Annotated in this window: 14 protein-coding genes; 7 read left to right on the forward strand and 7 right to left on the reverse strand. The window is 48.7% G+C overall.

Going from position 1 to position 15,466, the window contains the following annotated elements; translation table 11 throughout:
* Positions 1–109: 109 nt before the first annotated feature.
* On the forward strand, positions 110–1,138 hold the full coding sequence (locus BUB06_RS18725; protein WP_039475045.1) for a GlxA family transcriptional regulator: 1,029 nt from the start codon (positions 110–112) through the stop codon (positions 1,136–1,138).
* Positions 1,139–1,243: 105 nt separating this feature from the next.
* Positions 1,244–2,701, forward strand: coding sequence for a tetratricopeptide repeat protein (locus tag BUB06_RS18730; protein ID WP_039475048.1), 1,458 nt, complete (start codon positions 1,244–1,246; stop codon positions 2,699–2,701).
* Positions 2,702–2,953: 252 nt separating this feature from the next.
* Here the strand turns inward: BUB06_RS18730 and BUB06_RS18735 are convergent, their stop codons facing one another.
* The gene (locus BUB06_RS18735; RefSeq protein WP_010279992.1) at positions 2,954–3,169 is read right to left on the reverse strand and encodes a helix-turn-helix domain-containing protein; all 216 of its coding nucleotides are present in this window, start codon (positions 3,167–3,169) and stop codon (positions 2,954–2,956) included.
* A 106-nt stretch (positions 3,170–3,275) separates the two neighbouring features.
* On the opposite strand from BUB06_RS18735, the gene BUB06_RS18740 reads away from it, so the two are divergent.
* From BUB06_RS18740 to BUB06_RS18750, 3 genes are all read left to right on the forward strand, one after another.
* On the forward strand, positions 3,276–3,506 hold the full coding sequence (locus BUB06_RS18740) for a helix-turn-helix domain-containing protein (protein ID WP_039475050.1): 231 nt from the start codon (positions 3,276–3,278) through the stop codon (positions 3,504–3,506).
* Between the two features lie 82 nt (positions 3,507–3,588).
* A complete protein-coding gene (locus BUB06_RS18745; protein WP_039475165.1) occupies positions 3,589–3,813 on the forward strand; it encodes a helix-turn-helix domain-containing protein in 225 nt (74 codons plus the stop codon).
* Positions 3,814–3,832: 19 nt separating this feature from the next.
* The gene (locus tag BUB06_RS18750) at positions 3,833–4,531 is read left to right on the forward strand and encodes a hypothetical protein (protein WP_039475053.1); all 699 of its coding nucleotides are present in this window, start codon (positions 3,833–3,835) and stop codon (positions 4,529–4,531) included.
* A 152-nt stretch (positions 4,532–4,683) separates the two neighbouring features.
* On the opposite strand, the gene BUB06_RS18755 is transcribed toward BUB06_RS18750, so the two are convergent.
* Both BUB06_RS18755 and BUB06_RS18760 read right to left on the reverse strand, forming a co-directional pair.
* Entirely contained in the window at positions 4,684–5,136 is a 453-nt protein-coding gene (locus BUB06_RS18755; RefSeq protein ID WP_048329348.1) for a GNAT family N-acetyltransferase, read from the reverse strand.
* Positions 5,137–5,139: 3 nt separating this feature from the next.
* Positions 5,140–5,409 (reverse strand): type II toxin-antitoxin system TacA family antitoxin, encoded by a 270-nt coding sequence (locus BUB06_RS18760; RefSeq protein ID WP_039475056.1) that lies wholly within the window; start codon positions 5,407–5,409, stop codon positions 5,140–5,142.
* A 321-nt stretch (positions 5,410–5,730) separates the two neighbouring features.
* Between BUB06_RS18760 and BUB06_RS18765 the strand changes: the two genes are divergently transcribed.
* Positions 5,731–6,069, forward strand: a complete 339-nt coding sequence (locus BUB06_RS18765; protein WP_039475059.1) for an addiction module antidote protein — start codon at positions 5,731–5,733, stop codon at positions 6,067–6,069.
* A 316-nt stretch (positions 6,070–6,385) separates the two neighbouring features.
* Here the strand turns inward: BUB06_RS18765 and BUB06_RS18770 are convergent, their stop codons facing one another.
* The 4 genes from BUB06_RS18770 to guaB form a co-directional block, all read right to left on the reverse strand.
* Positions 6,386–8,224, reverse strand: coding sequence for a UvrD-helicase domain-containing protein (locus tag BUB06_RS18770; protein ID WP_039475062.1), 1,839 nt, complete (start codon positions 8,222–8,224; stop codon positions 6,386–6,388).
* Between the two features lie 13 nt (positions 8,225–8,237).
* Positions 8,238–10,331, reverse strand: a complete 2,094-nt coding sequence (locus tag BUB06_RS18775; RefSeq protein WP_048329350.1) for an ATP-dependent nuclease — start codon at positions 10,329–10,331, stop codon at positions 8,238–8,240.
* Between the two features lie 327 nt (positions 10,332–10,658).
* Complete coding sequence (guaA, locus tag BUB06_RS18780) at positions 10,659–12,236, reverse strand: glutamine-hydrolyzing GMP synthase (RefSeq protein ID WP_039475065.1); 1,578 nt, start codon at positions 12,234–12,236, stop codon at positions 10,659–10,661.
* A 118-nt stretch (positions 12,237–12,354) separates the two neighbouring features.
* Complete coding sequence (guaB, locus tag BUB06_RS18785; RefSeq protein WP_005970134.1) at positions 12,355–13,821, reverse strand: IMP dehydrogenase; 1,467 nt, start codon at positions 13,819–13,821, stop codon at positions 12,355–12,357.
* Positions 13,822–13,992: 171 nt separating this feature from the next.
* Between guaB and xseA the strand changes: the two genes are divergently transcribed.
* Entirely contained in the window at positions 13,993–15,387 is a 1,395-nt protein-coding gene (gene xseA, locus BUB06_RS18790; RefSeq protein WP_010302803.1) for an exodeoxyribonuclease VII large subunit, read from the forward strand.
* Positions 15,388–15,466: the final 79 nt, after the last annotated feature.

Below are 15,466 nucleotides of genomic sequence, written 5' to 3' on the forward strand. Positions count from 1 at the left end.
GGGTAGCGAATGGTTGAATGTTAATCGTGGTTGATGCTTGCGGTAAGATGGCAAACTTGACATAGTTCATGCAAAATTCGCCAAATCGTGTCTGGCAGGCAAAATCACTATGCACATCTCCATTCTGGCGCTGCCGGGCAGTATGCAGTCGGCCATATCCGGGCTTTCCGATATCTTCTGGATGGTTAATCAGACGCTCATTACACAGCCTGATAGCATCGCTTCTACCGACTCGCCGCTGTCTTTTGAAACGTCCATCGTCAGTGCAGACGGCAAGCCCGTGCGTGATGCGCAGGGGAGACTGATTCACGTAGACAGTTCGTTTGACGCAGTGGGTAAGTCGGATGTCGTGCTGGCGACCGGAATGATGCTCGGGCCCGATAAATTACCGATGTCGATGTCATCCGTTAATGAATCCGCACTGTGGCTCAGGGAGCAATATCGACAGGGCTCGCTGATAGGCGGTGCCTGTGCGGGGGGCTTTATTCTGGCCGAGGCCGGGCTGCTGGATGGCCGGTTCTGCACCACGACATGGTGGCTCTACCACACGTTTAAGCAGAAATACCCGAAGGCAAAACCGGTGTGGGGCAAAGCGCTGGAAGAACAAGATGGCATCATTACCACTGGTGGACCATTGTCCTGGGTCGAACTTGCCCTGCATATTATTCGCCGCAGTGGCGGACATAAGCTCGCAAAATTAGCAGCAGATATTGCAGTAGCAGATAGCCAGCCCCTTTCTCAACGCATTTATGCCCCACAAGGGTTCATTAATACCGTACATCCCTTGCTACTGCGTGCTGAACAGATCATCCGCTACGAGAACCCGGCAATTACCGCAGAAGAATTAGCAAGCGCCCTGAATTTCAGTGACCGAACGCTTCACCGCAAGCTCAAAGAGCTCACAGCGGAAAGCCCGAAAAACTTTATTACCCGCGTCAGGATCGAAATGGCCTGTCGGCTGCTTGAAAACCCAATGACCCATATCAAACAGGTCGCCGCCGAATGTGGCTACAGTGAAGACACAGCCTTCCGACGCGCCTTTTCCCAGCAGATGGAGATGACGCCGACCCAGTTCAGGAAATGGGCGCTGTTGAGGAATAATCAGCAGATCGCGCTGGATCATGAGGATGATGATTAAGGCGATGACTCTGAAAGACACAGCTTACGGTAAACCGCCGTCTTGATTGGCACCTTTGCTACACATTGCTATTCACTCAGGGAATGAATTAAGGACATAAAATCGATGATAAGGAAAACCGTTATTGCCACGTTGATCGGCCTATCGGCAGTATCCATCAGCCAGGCAAATGACAAGATAGATACGCTCTACCAACGCCTCACGCAGCAGGATGCGGCTGCATTAACCGCGTTGACGGCACTAGCGACAGGCAACGACCCGCAGGCATTGAGCACGCTGGGGTTCATCTATGAATATGGCATCACCGTCCCGCAAAATACGACACAAGCGCTCCAGTATTATCAGCAGGCCTGCGAAATAGACGGCAATGTTGGCTGCTACAACGTCTGGTATTTTTATCAATACGGCAAAGGCGTGGCGCAGGATAAAGCTCGCGCCAAACAGTTCTCAGAAAAAATGAACCGAGCCGACATAAAAATACCCGTTGATGTGATGGATAAGGTTGTCGATTACATTTATTCCGCGAAAGCCGCTGCCGATAGTGATATATCCTATCGACCTAAACTAATTCGAGCAGTAAGACGATATTTGACGAGCGGCGATGCCGATACTCAACGCTTCTTCACCCATATTGGTTTTAGCAAACAGGATATTCTGCGACTCGCGACATTCTGGGCAAAGGATGGCGATCCAGAAATTAATTTCCACGTCGGTCATTTTTATAATTTTGGCTATGCCGATATCAAAAATGAGAACATTGAGGCGTTGAAGTGGTTCCGTGTCGCCGCTGAAGGTGGCCATCGAGAAGCACAAAATATACTTGGGTTCGTCTACGAAAAAGGGCGTTGGGGCGTTTTCCCAGATGGGGTAGAAGCTGAAAAATGGTATGAGCGTGCAGCAAAGCAAGGCGATGATGATGCATTAATGAATCTGGGGAAAATGTATTATAACGGTGTGCTTATCAAGGCCAATTACAGTAAGGCCTATACCTTGTTTGAACAAGCCTATAAACGTGACTTGACTGGTGCCAGCCGCTATTTATCCCAGATGTATTACAGTGGGCAGTACGTTGAGGTAGATTGCCATCAGGCTCAAAAGTACGCAGGGAGTACAGATAACAATTATTTTCGCCAGTGTGAAAAAGACAAACGCGAGAGAATAGCGACCCGCGACGTATTACCACTTTTAACGTTAAAGCATGAATCTAGCCCATACGGTGGAAATAATAATCCCTATAAATGCGAGCTTAATTTCTCTATCAATACGAATAAATTAGGCGAAGTCGCCAATTTTCGCGCCACGCTGCAACTCAAAAATAGTGAAGGCGCTTCAGCCGAACAAACACTCGCCTTCCCGCCTTTTGGGTTGAGTAGCCTTGATGCCGGAATGATGGGAGAAAAATTCATTTTTTCCCAGGAATCAGCTCTGCTCCCACAGTACCAATCTGATTTTTGCCAGTTCCACGATGTGGAATATCAGGTCATCGCGGCTACCGCCACGATCAACGGCGAAGAGGTGGATGTGCTTAAGGCTGGGATTTTGAAGCAAGAGGAAAAGCGTTAACACTCAGGATTAATAGCGTTAAAGTCGTGTTTACGTGATTTCATTGCACGATAGGGCTTACGGCCGACATGAAAAAGCGCCATCGATGAATGTAATGCCGATCGTTTAAGGATCGAGATACCGGGGGCTACCACGGTGCGAGGTATCCCTGCGGGAACCTCATCACCGTGTTTCCCCCTAAATCCATGTTTAAGTGAACAGCATTACATCGAGGAATAGCGCTTTCACCTTTTTCTACCCTACTCCCTGCCCTCATTTCACGCCTGAATAACGCGACGGCCAAATCTCTTCCGGCCTTTTCCCCATCGCTTCGGCAATCAAGCGTTCTCCTTTCGGCCAATGTCTGGTAAGCGCATTCGCCAGCGTAGATGACGCCAACCCCGCCGCTCTGGAAACCGCCGCCAGCGTCGTCCCTTTCTTCCGTAACCCCGCGATGATATCCGCCGGGTGCCAGTCAGTGTGATTCATTCCATTGCTCCTTTTGTTGACTATAAGTCACAATTATAGCACAAAACTTAACGAATGTGACTAATAGTCCGTGGACTGATAAGCATCAAAATTGAATGCTAGTCACATGAAAACATCAGACTCAGTGAAAGTCCTGCTAGGACAACGTGTAAAAACACTCAGATTGCAAGCAGGTCTGTCGCAAGAAGCTTTTGCTGAAAAATGCGGTCTGGATCGTACCTACATCAGCGGCATTGAGCGCGGTATCAGAAATCCCACTCTGGAAATCCTCCACATCATCGCCAACGGATTACATACAACTCTGAATCACCTATTCACTTTCAGTGATCCCAACTAACGTCACGATTTTGTTGGTTATACAATCAATTGTGACTCATCGTCCGTGGTCGGATAAGCAACAAAAGATAATGCTTATCCGCATGGAAAGATCAAAAGACATCACAGTCCGCTTCGGACAACGAGTAAAAACACTTCGCTTACAAGCAGGGCTTTCACAAGAAGCCTTCGCAGATAAGTGCGGATTAGATCGTACCTATATCAGCGGCATTGAGCGCGGAGTGAGAAACCCGACGCTGGAAGTGATTGGGGTTATTGCTGATGGTCTGGGGATAAAATTGAAAATTCTTTTCGATTTCTCTTGCTAAAATAAAAAGGTAAATCAATATGCCACAGTGGATTGAACCTCTGTCGTGGATTGCGGGGATTTTTTGCGGTATAGTTTTACTTTCAGAAACTCTCATCAAGAATTTTAAGAAATTTAATAAAAAAATCAATAAAAACAAAACATGGAAAGTTTTAGATGAAGCATTTCAAGGTTTTAGAATAGGAAATCCAATTGATAATTTAGGAGGTTCGAGGTTAGAAAAAATTGCAAGAGAAGGAATAGGAAACATAAAAATATCAAAAATAAAATTAAAAAACGGAAATGAACTCAGCATTACCTACGACAGTATAAAAAATCGTATCATTTATATGGAGATTGATTGGAATCAAAATAAAAGTGGTGAAAAAACTGGCATTAATGGGTTAACTTTCGGAAAAACAACATTAAGTGAAATAAGAAAAAAGTATCAAAGCAATGGCTTTTCATACAAAGAAAGATCTTTTATAAAAAGTGGTGACGTAACTGCTACATTTAACGCCTTTGAGTTAAAAAGCTCACCAAACGACATTATTGTTTTTGTCACAAAAACTTCAGAAAAAATTGAAAATGAAATAAAAACGAATAAAACCAAAAAAATAAATAAAGTAGGGGGAATTTTCACGCTAGACGCAATAATCATTTCCGATGAATCATATTTAGATAACATATGGGGAGAAGAAAAAATTTATGACCCGATTAGCTCACCAATTAGAATATAGAACATTCATGTTATTTGTTTTAATAAAAAGCCACGCTATAAATAAATTCATTCTATTCAGGAAGCAAAGCAGTATGAGTCACTTCACATTCCGTGGGGATAATTGCACTCACCTAGCCGTTCGATATTGGTAGATACAATGTCAACGCTGCGCTAGCTGTTGCGCCGGAAACCGTATTCCTCATAAAACGCCGCAGCCCGTGCATCTTTCGCATCAACAATCAGCACTCGCACCCCCATCGTATTACGCACAGATAACGCCATATTCACAGCATGTCCAAGCAAAAGTTGTCCGTAACCTTTCTTCTGTTCAGCAGTCGATACCGCCAAACGCCCCATACGCATAGCAGGCACCGGATATCCAGGCAGTCGCTTACGGTCATTTTCACTGAGCTCGTGCAAATATAAGTGTGCTGCGGACAATGAGCAGTAGCCCAGAATACAGGTAGGCTGCGACTCATCGAGCAGGATATGAGTCGTAGCGATTCCATCACGCTGATGTTGCGAGGCTCGCTTTTGTAGGTAATCATCAAGAGCCAAAACACCACAAGAAAAACTTGAACGGTCATGGCGGCGGCCGTCCAACAATGAAAATATCAGAGCCATAGGTTAGCGTTTCATCAAATTGGCAGCCCCTTCCATCGCTTTATGCAAACGATCATTAGGCAGAAACGGCTGATTCAACGCAGCCAAGAAACGGCGAGATTCTTGCTCAGAAAGCGTAACAGCGGTATCTGCGGCAATGGCGGTATCCGCTTCACGCAACACCGCATCACGCACAAATGCAGAAACAGCGATACCACGTAATGCGGCAGCCTTAGTGATGCGTTCTTTATCGTGAGCATTCAACCGAAGATCTAAACGAGCAGTAGTAGTCATAGTGACCTCCTTTTGTACGTAATTTTACCGTACAGAAAAAGATTGCGCCACCGTTTGTGGTTGGATAATTTGTCACCACTTAAATCTGTCTAATCCCGAAACACCAATCCAATGAAACTACTTTGCAACGTTGTCGTTTTTAAGTTAAAAATCCAGTGGATTGAAAACTTACAAGGAGACCATCCTGTACGCCGCAAAAACGTTATCAGGACGGTAGTAATAAAGCCTCTTACTTGAAATCGACACAAAGAAAAAATAATAAAAAATAACTAGTTATATAAAACAGCCAATACTGCCGGGATTATCAAAAGAGGTAACATCATGGCAATCATCACCCAATCCACTAAATTCGAAAAAGTCATTAGCCACGATGATGCAATGGTTGCGGAACTACGAGAAAATCCTGGATACGCAGAAATATACCTCCAGACAGCGCTAGAGGATATTTATGAGGAAGGTGGCATCGCGGCATTCCTGACAGCATTACGCCGTGTTGTTGAAGCGCGTGGCGGAGTGGGCGAAATAGCCAAAAAATCGGGACTGTCTCGCCAACAGCTATACAGAACATTGTCTGAAAATGGCAACCCGACGCTGACGACGCTCACCGAAATCACCAGAGCCGCAGGCGTTCGACTGATTCCCTATACTCACAATAACTAAAAATATCAGTAGCTCAAGAGCCCAGAAAGACGTAAAAAACCCGCAGTTACGCGGGTTTAGATATTTTTTGCTGTTTAGCACAACGCTATTTCAGACGCTGGCTTATTCCCACTCGATTGTAAGTCAAAGTAACTTACCAATTAAAATCAATAAATTAGATAAAAATATTGAATACCATTCAAAATACTACGATGTCATTCTACATGAGCCCATTGATAGTCTACGTTACATTACCTTACTTGACGCCGTCATTCAGGCGCAGGGACTGGTCGCGGCCTTAACCCCCATTTAGTAAATCAAAAGGCAATAACAACACTCAGGCCATGATTCGGATTTGATCAGATGCTAATAGCTTGCTTTCAATGAGTTCATCTCGTGCTCCATCTGGGTCACTGGTGAAGAGTACGATACGCAGATCCTCCTCCGCACGGGAGAACGAGACATATGCAAGTTTCTGAGTTACAGAACGTTGCCGCTCAGAAGGCTCGCCAGCAGTGAGCGGGGTTAGAGTCTTACTAAAGCTGTATTGGTTCCATGCGGCTTCGACATCGTCATAGACGACCAATACTTTTGGATACTCCTCCCCCTTAACGCCATGCTGAGTACTATAAGCGGTATTGTTGTTAAGAAAATCAGCATAACGGGATACCATCTCAGGCGTCATTTTGAACAGCGAGTCTGCGAGCCAGTCTCCTTTATCAAGACTATGAAGATCCTTATCGAACAGCTCAGCCCGAGGGGCACGATCAAGATGCTCACTCAGCCTTTCAGAAGGCTGGATGATCTGATTCTCGATACAAAAACGAAGGATCGCTCCGATCGTCTCCGTATCCCACAAAGTCTGCAATTGCCCAAGCAAAGCCCTCGAAGTCTCAATCATCAATTTCAGTGATTTTTCCGCATTTAATCCATCGATCGCGAAAGCTGGACTATCGCGACGAAGCAAATTGATAATGTTTCGTTCATCACCCTGACGTTGAGCATAGATAAGAGGGCAAATCGTCGAAAGAAATGGTTTGAGAAGAAAATGGGTACCTTCCTCAAAAGCATCCTTTGCGCGGGACGACGCAAAATCGCCAGTGAAAAGACGGTTGAGGTCAGCAAAGCCAAGCCGACGTGCGATCATTTGACGTGCCAGAAAGAGTTTCATGACATCATCGCGATCTGTCCAGCCCCACTCTTCGACTGCAGCATCCATACGAGCTAGCGCCCGCTCAATCTGGTCTTCTGAGTAGCGCCTGCGTGGCTCCGATGGCTCTTCTGCCCCAATAAGCAAAAATTCGACACTACCTTCACGTGCAGCATTTTCGCCAGCGGCATACTGTTCAACATCTCCCCGATAAGCATTGAGAAGTCGGATGACGCTCTGGGAACATCGGAAATTTTCCCTTTTCTTGATGACTTCACCTTTGTCAGGCGGTGCAAAATTACCTGCACTCCGGTCGTAAATTTGTTGCCAAGGGTCACCAAAATAACCGATCAAAGGAAGTTCAGCACCCGAACTAACGAGATTGAGCCCTGAAACGATACCCTCAAATGTATCCTGTGCTTCATCGATAAAGATGTAAGGGAAACGTAGGCCGATGATCCGTCTGAGGGTTTCATTATTTGCAAGTAAGTAGCTTGCAATCTCAATGACGTCGTCGTGGCCGATCTGTCCTTTTGCGTAATCGCTGAAGCTCGTGTCGGCATAGTCAAAATGTTTGATTGAGGAGAGAAGTTCAAGCTCCTCAGTCAACCGTTCAATTTTTGCACGGGCATTTAGTGCCTTCTTGCTGTTACCACCGTTATCATCTTCCCTAGCCTTTTCTATAAGCTTTGGAATCCTACTCTCGCAGAGCGCTTGCCTAATATTTTCGTGAAAACGACTTATCTGTTCCCACAAAAATCCATGCAGAGTTGAAATCCGGTATAGCTCATCGAACCCCAGCCTCCCCTTGATGATCTCAACTGCACGCTTGGTAAAGGTAATACAGGCAATGCGTTGACCATTTTTTCTAAGGAAATGCCCCTCTTTGTGCCTAACCCGACTAAGAGCATCAACGAGGGAGCTAGTCTTGCCCGCCCCCGCACCAGCTATCATCGCAAAGCTACGATGGTCATCTATGCATTCTCGGACTTGAATATCCGCGTCGCTTTCTACCCATGTCACCATGCTATTCTCCCTCTTAGACAACGACTTCTGTATCCACAGCCGCTGATAGCTGGGGTAATAAGCGTGACTCAAGCCAACTCAATCCTTCGGCAATATACCTAGGGACAGTCCATTCCTGAGTGCAAGCCAATATATCCATGGCGAAATCGGTCTTTTTGAAACTATCTGACCGAACTCTCTCGTAGACGACCTGGTAAACATCGCTAAGAGGGACGTGGACGTTGGTGCCGATAGATAACGTACCGGATCGAAGTAGCCCAAGATTCTCATAGACGATTGCCTCTTCTAAAGTTCGCGGACGAAGTGTCGCGTTCGTCACACCATCTGTGACCAAAATATCCGTCTGAAAGGCAATGCAGCGATCCTTATCAGTGTGTTGTTTCTCGGCAGAAGTCAATGCCATCAAATCGGCGATTGTAGTCTGCCCGCAAAGTTTTTTTAGAGATGCGTTAGAGGTCCTTGCTCCGACTACATCTGCTCGACAGGCGCTCGGATGGCCGGTAGGTGCCACAGAATCAATATCAGTGATAACAAGGTAGGGGATATGAAGGAAGCTGAGCAGACCTTCGAAGCGGTGGGCATAGGCCCCTCCGACTTCTAGGATTGTTAGATATACAGTCCTCAATCGCCCTGCAGCACGTTCGATCATGGATGGCATTAGCAGTTTCTCAACTGCACCTTCGACAAGTATGGCGGCATCAGCAAAAAATAGGTCGCAGTGTGTAAGGCGTAAATAGCGTTTCAGGAAGGCTAGCGATTCTGACGGGGAAACAAGGTTACCATCTACCATCTCCACTTCCGGCTGGAAAGTCCGTAGACTTCGAACCATTGAGGCATTGCGAATACGAGTCGCTCCTATTTCACCCTCGCTGTAACAGCGCTGGAAATAGCGAACTTTCTCAAAGTCCACAGCTTCCATGATATGAGAAGAGTGTGTGGTTACGACAAGTTGTGGCACTAGATTAGGTTCGCCAGCCGCCTCAGCGGACTGGTTGATTACCTGCCATATATTAGAGATGAAAGTTTGTTGTACCTGAGCGTGAAGGTGAACCTCTGGTTCTTCAATAAATATCATCAGGCACAAAGGCCTGTTTTCAGTGGTCATTACCCACTGAGAATGAAAGTGCCGGGCCTGAATAGCCATAAATATTAAATTTTTAAAACCAAGACCGTTATATAACTCGGGAAGTTCATGCTTTCGGCTAGGGTCAATATAAAGCAGCTCGGTATTTCCACGCAGTGCAGTTTCAGGGCTAAGTGACGAGATAATCTGTAATTCTCGATCATTGATCGATGGTACACCAAGGTGTTTGATGAGGTCGATCAGCGGGGCAAACTGCTTTGCATAGTGATCTGTCAGCTGTTTGTTATTATCATCGATTACTTTGTGAGCATCTGCTGCATGACCGACTTGCTCAAGATTCTTTTGGTAGAAGGTGGAGAAAGCCGATGAGAGCCGGTTACTACGGCTGCTATCGTCATCGTTAATATTGCGCTGCGCGTCCACAAACTCTACCCGTATAAGATTCTTCAGAAGGCGTTTACCTTCATCAGGATCAAGGTGATTAGTTAGGATCTCTGGCGGTGCTCCCTCCTGAATTTTCTCATCGAGAGAGGAGTAGCAAACTGCAAAATGTCGTCCAAGATTTCCACCAAGCGCTAAATATTGCGACAGCGACTTAGAGCGGATCCCACCTTCCATTGGTGGATAAGCGGCGTCGTAATTGTCACGTAACTTCTTTGGTTCCGAGACTTCATACGACAGCCGAATTCCTACTCGAGTGAAATCCGAAAGTTTTGGCAACAGTGTGAAAACTCTACCGAAACCGATGCTCTCGGGATCAATGGTGAACCAAATATCAAGACTAATTTTGGGAAGCTGGGCAGCATCTCCGGTCGTTGCAAATGTGTCGAAATCAGGCATTCGGGCAACGGAGAAATCGTGAATCTTAAAATCGCGTCCGCCAAGAAAGCAGCGAAAAATTGCGGTGGCAGAAGTCTTACCGCTGTTATTGGGTCCAACAAAAATGGATTCCCTATCTTCAAGGTCAATCTGAACATTTTCCAGTCGGCGGAAATTCCGAATTGCTACACCACTTACTTTCATATAATCCCCCTCCCTGACACATTAAGAAAACAATCCGAAAACTGGTGCTCCTCGCTCCGTTTGCAATCCTATTCTATCTGTAACAACCAGACTCTTTTTACCATACCTATTATGTGATTGGGGGATGTAGTGGTCACAGCTTTAGAGTTTTTTCAGCGCAATAGTTGTAATCCATCTGGCGTAAAACCATCTCAAATTCCATTTGAAAAATGAGTTTCTCATGCGATAGCTGCCTGAAAATGCCAGACATAAAAACAAAAAACCCGCAGTTACGCGGGTTTAGATGTACTTTTTGCTGTTTAGCACAACGCTATTTCAGACGCTGGCTTATTCCCACTCGATCGTCGCAGGTGGCTTGCCCGATACGTCATAAACGACGCGAGAGATGCCGTCGACTTCGTTGATGATGCGGTTGGAGACGCGGCCGAGGAAGTCGTATGGCAGGTGTGCCCAGTGCGCGGTCATAAAGTCGATGGTTTCTACCGCGCGCAGCGCGACAACCCAATCGTATTTACGGCCATCGCCCATCACGCCCACGGAACGAACTGGCAGGAAGACGGTGAATGCCTGGCTGACCTTGTTGTACAGGTCGGCTTTGTGCAACTCTTCGATGAAGATCGCATCCGCACGACGCAGCAGGTCGCAGTATTCTTTCTTCACTTCACCCAGCACGCGTACGCCCAGACCTGGGCCAGGGAACGGATGACGGTACAGCATGTTGTACGGCAGACCCAGTTCCAGACCGATCTTGCGTACTTCGTCTTTGAACAGCTCTTTCAGCGGCTCAACCAGACCCAGCTTCATCTCTTTCGGCAGGCCACCCACGTTGTGGTGTGACTTGATCACGTGCGCTTTGCCCGTCGCAGAAGCCGCAGATTCGATCACGTCTGGGTAGATGGTGCCTTGCGCCAGCCATTTCACTTGTTCTTGCTTGCTGGCTTCTTCATCGAACACTTCAACGAACACGCGACCGATAATTTTACGCTTGGCTTCCGGCTCATCTTCACCCGCCAGTTCGCTCAGGAAGCGATCTTCCGCCGCCACGTGAACAATGTTCAGACCGAACTGATCGCCGAACATTTCCAGAACTTGATCGGCTTCGTTCAGACGCAGCAGGCCGTTATCGACAAACACACAGGTCAGACGATCGCCAATCGCACGGTGCAGCAGCATCGCAGTAACAGAAGAATCCACGCCGCCAGACAGGCCCAAAATCACGTGATCGTTGCCTACCTGCTCACGAATACGGTTCACCGCATCGTCGATAATCTTGGCTGGTGTCCACAGCACTTCACACTGGCAGATATCAAGAACAAAACGCTCCAGCATGCGCTGGCCCTGACGGGTGTGCGTCACTTCCGGGTGGAACTGCACGCCGTAAAAACGCTTCTCTTCGTTCGCCATGATGGCAAACGGACAGGTATCGGTACTGGCAACGGTCTCAAAGCCTTCTGGGATCGCCGTTACTTTATCGCCGTGGCTCATCCAGACATCCAGCAGCGGTGCACCTGTGGCGCTCAACGCATCCTGAATATCACGCACCAGCGCGCTATCCGTTTTCACTTCTACCTGCGCATAACCAAACTCACGCTCGTTGGAACCTTCAACGTGGCCACCCAACTGCATCGCCATCGTCTGCATGCCATAGCACACGCCTAATACCGGTACGCCAGCATTGAAAACGTATTCTGGCGCACGCGGGCTGCCAAACTCGGTGGTGCTTTCCGGGCCACCGGACAGGATGATCCCGTTCGGATTAAACCCACGAATCTGTGCTTCCGTGACATCCCATGCCCACAGTTCACAGTAAACGCCCAGTTCACGCACGCGACGTGCAACCAGTTGCGTGTACTGTGAGCCGAAATCCAGAATAAGAATGCGGTGTTGATGAATGTTTTGAGTCATGAGGAGCATGTTCCAAAAAGCAAAAGACAAAAGCGAAAAGTAAACCCAGCTAACCGCTCCGCCTCATTCAAAGGCAGAGCGGCGCAAAATAGTACAGGGTTTATGGCATTAAATCACCTTATGAACCCATACGGTAGTTCGGTGACTCTTTAGTAATGGTAACGTCGTGAACGTGGCTTTCCTGAATGCCCGCGCCGCTGATGCGTACAAACTCAGCCTGCGTGCGCAGTGCGTCGATAGTGGCGCAACCGGTCAGACCCATGCAAGAGCGCAAGCCGCCCATCTGCTGGTGAACGATCTCTTTCAGGCGGCCTTTATAGGCTACGCGGCCTTCGATACCTTCCGGCACCAGTTTGTCGGCGGCGTTATCGGTCTGGAAGTAACGGTCTGATGAGCCTTTGGACATTGCGCCCAGTGAACCCATGCCGCGATAAGATTTGAATGAACGCCCCTGATACAGTTCGATTTCGCCCGGGGATTCTTCCGTACCCGCCAGCATAGAACCGACCATGACACAGGCTGCGCCTGCCGCGATGGCTTTAGCGATGTCGCCAGAGAAGCGGATACCGCCATCGGCGATGACAGGAATGCCCGTGCCTTCCAGCGCTTCAACCGCATCAGAGATAGCCGTAATCTGCGGTACGCCCACGCCAGTTACGATACGCGTCGTACAGATAGAGCCAGGGCCGATACCGACTTTCACTGCGCTCACGCCCGCTTCGACCAGCGCTTTCGCACCAGAGCCTGTCGCAACGTTACCGCCGATGATTTCAAGGTTCGGGTATTTAGCGCGCGTTTCACGAATACGCTGCAATACGCCTTCGGAATGGCCGTGTGAGGAGTCGATCAGCAGGACGTCAACGCCTGCGGCAACCAGCGCATCAACACGCTCTTCGTTACCTGCACCCGCACCAACCGCTGCACCTACACGCAGACGACCGTGCTCGTCTTTACAGGCGTTCGGTTTACGTTCTGCTTTCTGGAAATCTTTTACCGTGATCATGCCGATCAGGTGGAATTGGTCGTCAATCACCAGCGCTTTTTCAACGCGTTTTTCGTGCATTTTTTGCAGCACGACATCACGCGCTTCGCCTTCTTTGACCGTGACCAGACGCTCTTTCGGCGTCATGAACGCGCTAACCGGTTTTTCCAAATCGGTAACAAAACGCACGTCACGACCGGTGATGATACCGACCAGTTCGTTGTCTTTTGCCACGACAGGATAGCCAGCGAAGCCGTTGCGCTCGGTCAGTTCTTTCATTTCACGCAGTGTGGTTTCTGGCGTCACGGTTTGTGGATCAACCACCACGCCGCTTTCGTGTTTTTTCACGCGGCTAACTTCTTCAGCCTGACGCTCAATGGACATATTTTTGTGAATAAAGCCCAGACCGCCTTCCTGCGCCAGCGCAATGGCCAGGCCAGATTCGGTAACGGTATCCATCGCTGCGGACAGCATAGGAATATTCAGGCGAATGTTTTTCGTCAACTGCGTGGACAGATCGGCAGTGTTAGGCAGAACAGTAGAATGAGCGGGAACCAGGAGGACGTCATCAAACGTCAGTGCTTCTTTAGCGATACGTAGCATGGGCAATATCTCACCAAGGTGGATGTAAGAATAGATAAAATATTGCCGTGGCATTATACAGAGCGTAATCGGTTGCCTCCAGCATTATTTTACTAAAATGCTTGATTACCTGTTTCAGGTAGGTAGTATCGATCAATTAAGTGACTGTTTTAAAATTTGATCTGGCTCACAATGTCTCAATTTCCCTCCTCTGCAATTTTTACCGTTAGCCGCCTGAATCAGACGGTTAGACAACTGTTGGAAATGGAAATGGGCCAGATTTGGCTCTCCGGCGAAATCTCCAACCTTTCTCAGCCCTCATCCGGCCATTGGTATTTCACGCTGAAAGACGAACGTGCACAGGTGCGCTGCGCGATGTTTCGTACCAGCAACCGTAAAGTAACGTTCCGCCCGCAAAACGGTCAGCAAGTGCTGATTCGGGCGAGCATTACGCTCTACGAACCCCGTGGTGACTATCAGCTGCTGGCGGAAAGCATGCAGCCCGCTGGCGATGGCCTGCTACAGCAGCAGTTTGAGCAGCTCAAACAGCGTCTCGCCGCCGAAGGGCTGTTCGACCAACAGTTTAAGCAAGTACTCCCCTCTCCTGCCAAACAGGTCGGCGTGATTACATCAGCCAGCGGTGCCGCCCTGCACGATATCTTGCAGGTGTTACAGCGCCGCGATCCGTCACTGCCGGTGATCGTGTATCCCACGTCGGTGCAAGGTGCGGAAGCACCGCTACAGATTGTTCGCGCTATTGAGCTGGCTAACCAGCGGGATGAGTGTGACGTGTTAATCGTCGGGCGCGGCGGCGGTTCGCTGGAAGATCTGTGGAGCTTTAATGACGAACGGGTAGCCCGCGCGATTTTCGCCAGCCGCATTCCTATCGTCAGCGCCGTCGGCCATGAAACCGATGTCACCATCGCCGATTTCGTGGGTGACCTGCGCGCGCCAACGCCGTCCGCTGCTGCCGAGTTAGTAAGTCGTAACCAACTTGAGCTATTGCGTCAGATACAGTCCCAGCGTCAGCGTCTGGAAATGGCGATGGATTATTACCTTGCCCAGCGCAATCGGGACTTTACCCGTCTGCACCACCGCTTACAGCAGCAGCATCCGCAGCTGCGGCTGGCGCGTCAGCAGGCACAGCTGGTTAAACTGCGTCAGCGGCTGGATGATGCTATGCAGCAGCAGCTACGGCAGACCTCGCGCCGAAGTGAACGCTTACAACAGCGCCTGATGCAACAGCAGCCGCAGACCCGGATTCATCGTGCACAGCAGCGTTTGCAACAGCTTAGCTATCAGATGCAGAGCGCGGTGGAACGTCAGTTGAATCAGAACAAGCAGAAGCTAGGCATCGCCTGTTCAAGGCTGGAAGGCGTTAGCCCGCTGGCGACGCTGGCGCGCGGCTATAACGTCACCACAGCCCCGGACGGTAAGGTGCTGAAAAACGTCGCACAAATCACCCCCGGTGAAACACTGAAAACCCGCTTGCAGGACGGCTGGGTGGAAAGCCAGGTCACGACGCTGGTTCCAAATCCAGATTCCGCGAAAAAGCAGCGAAAACCCTCATCCCGGACGCCAAAATAACGCGATCGGCATAAAATGCGTGAATGGGGATTTGTCCTAAAACAACGGCGATCCCCCATTCTTGCCCCCGGCATCTGAA

The sequence above is a fragment of the Pectobacterium carotovorum genome (assembly GCF_900129615.1).
GTDB lineage: Bacteria > Pseudomonadota > Gammaproteobacteria > Enterobacterales > Enterobacteriaceae > Pectobacterium > Pectobacterium carotovorum.

Coding starts and splice junctions, on each gene's coding strand:
- BUB06_RS18770 (WP_039475062.1), bottom strand. CDS start 8,224: ATGGTGACATGGGTAGAAAGCGACGCGGATATTCAAGTCCGAGAATGC.
- guaB (WP_005970134.1), bottom strand. CDS start 13,821: ATGCTACGTATCGCTAAAGAAGCACTGACGTTTGATGACGTCCTCCTG.
- xseA (WP_010302803.1), top strand. CDS start 13,993: ATGTCTCAATTTCCCTCCTCTGCAATTTTTACCGTTAGCCGCCTGAAT.
- BUB06_RS18740 (WP_039475050.1), top strand. CDS start 3,276: ATGAAAACATCAGACTCAGTGAAAGTCCTGCTAGGACAACGTGTAAAA.
- BUB06_RS18755 (WP_048329348.1), bottom strand. CDS start 5,136: ATGGCTCTGATATTTTCATTGTTGGACGGCCGCCGCCATGACCGTTCA.
- BUB06_RS18725 (WP_039475045.1), top strand. CDS start 110: ATGCACATCTCCATTCTGGCGCTGCCGGGCAGTATGCAGTCGGCCATA.
- BUB06_RS18775 (WP_048329350.1), bottom strand. CDS start 10,331: ATGAAAGTAAGTGGTGTAGCAATTCGGAATTTCCGCCGACTGGAAAAT.
- guaA (WP_039475065.1), bottom strand. CDS start 12,236: ATGACTCAAAACATTCATCAACACCGCATTCTTATTCTGGATTTCGGC.
- BUB06_RS18735 (WP_010279992.1), bottom strand. CDS start 3,169: ATGAATCACACTGACTGGCACCCGGCGGATATCATCGCGGGGTTACGG.
- BUB06_RS18730 (WP_039475048.1), top strand. CDS start 1,244: ATGATAAGGAAAACCGTTATTGCCACGTTGATCGGCCTATCGGCAGTA.
- BUB06_RS18750 (WP_039475053.1), top strand. CDS start 3,833: ATGCCACAGTGGATTGAACCTCTGTCGTGGATTGCGGGGATTTTTTGC.
- BUB06_RS18765 (WP_039475059.1), top strand. CDS start 5,731: ATGGCAATCATCACCCAATCCACTAAATTCGAAAAAGTCATTAGCCAC.
- BUB06_RS18745 (WP_039475165.1), top strand. CDS start 3,589: ATGGAAAGATCAAAAGACATCACAGTCCGCTTCGGACAACGAGTAAAA.
- BUB06_RS18760 (WP_039475056.1), bottom strand. CDS start 5,409: ATGACTACTACTGCTCGTTTAGATCTTCGGTTGAATGCTCACGATAAA.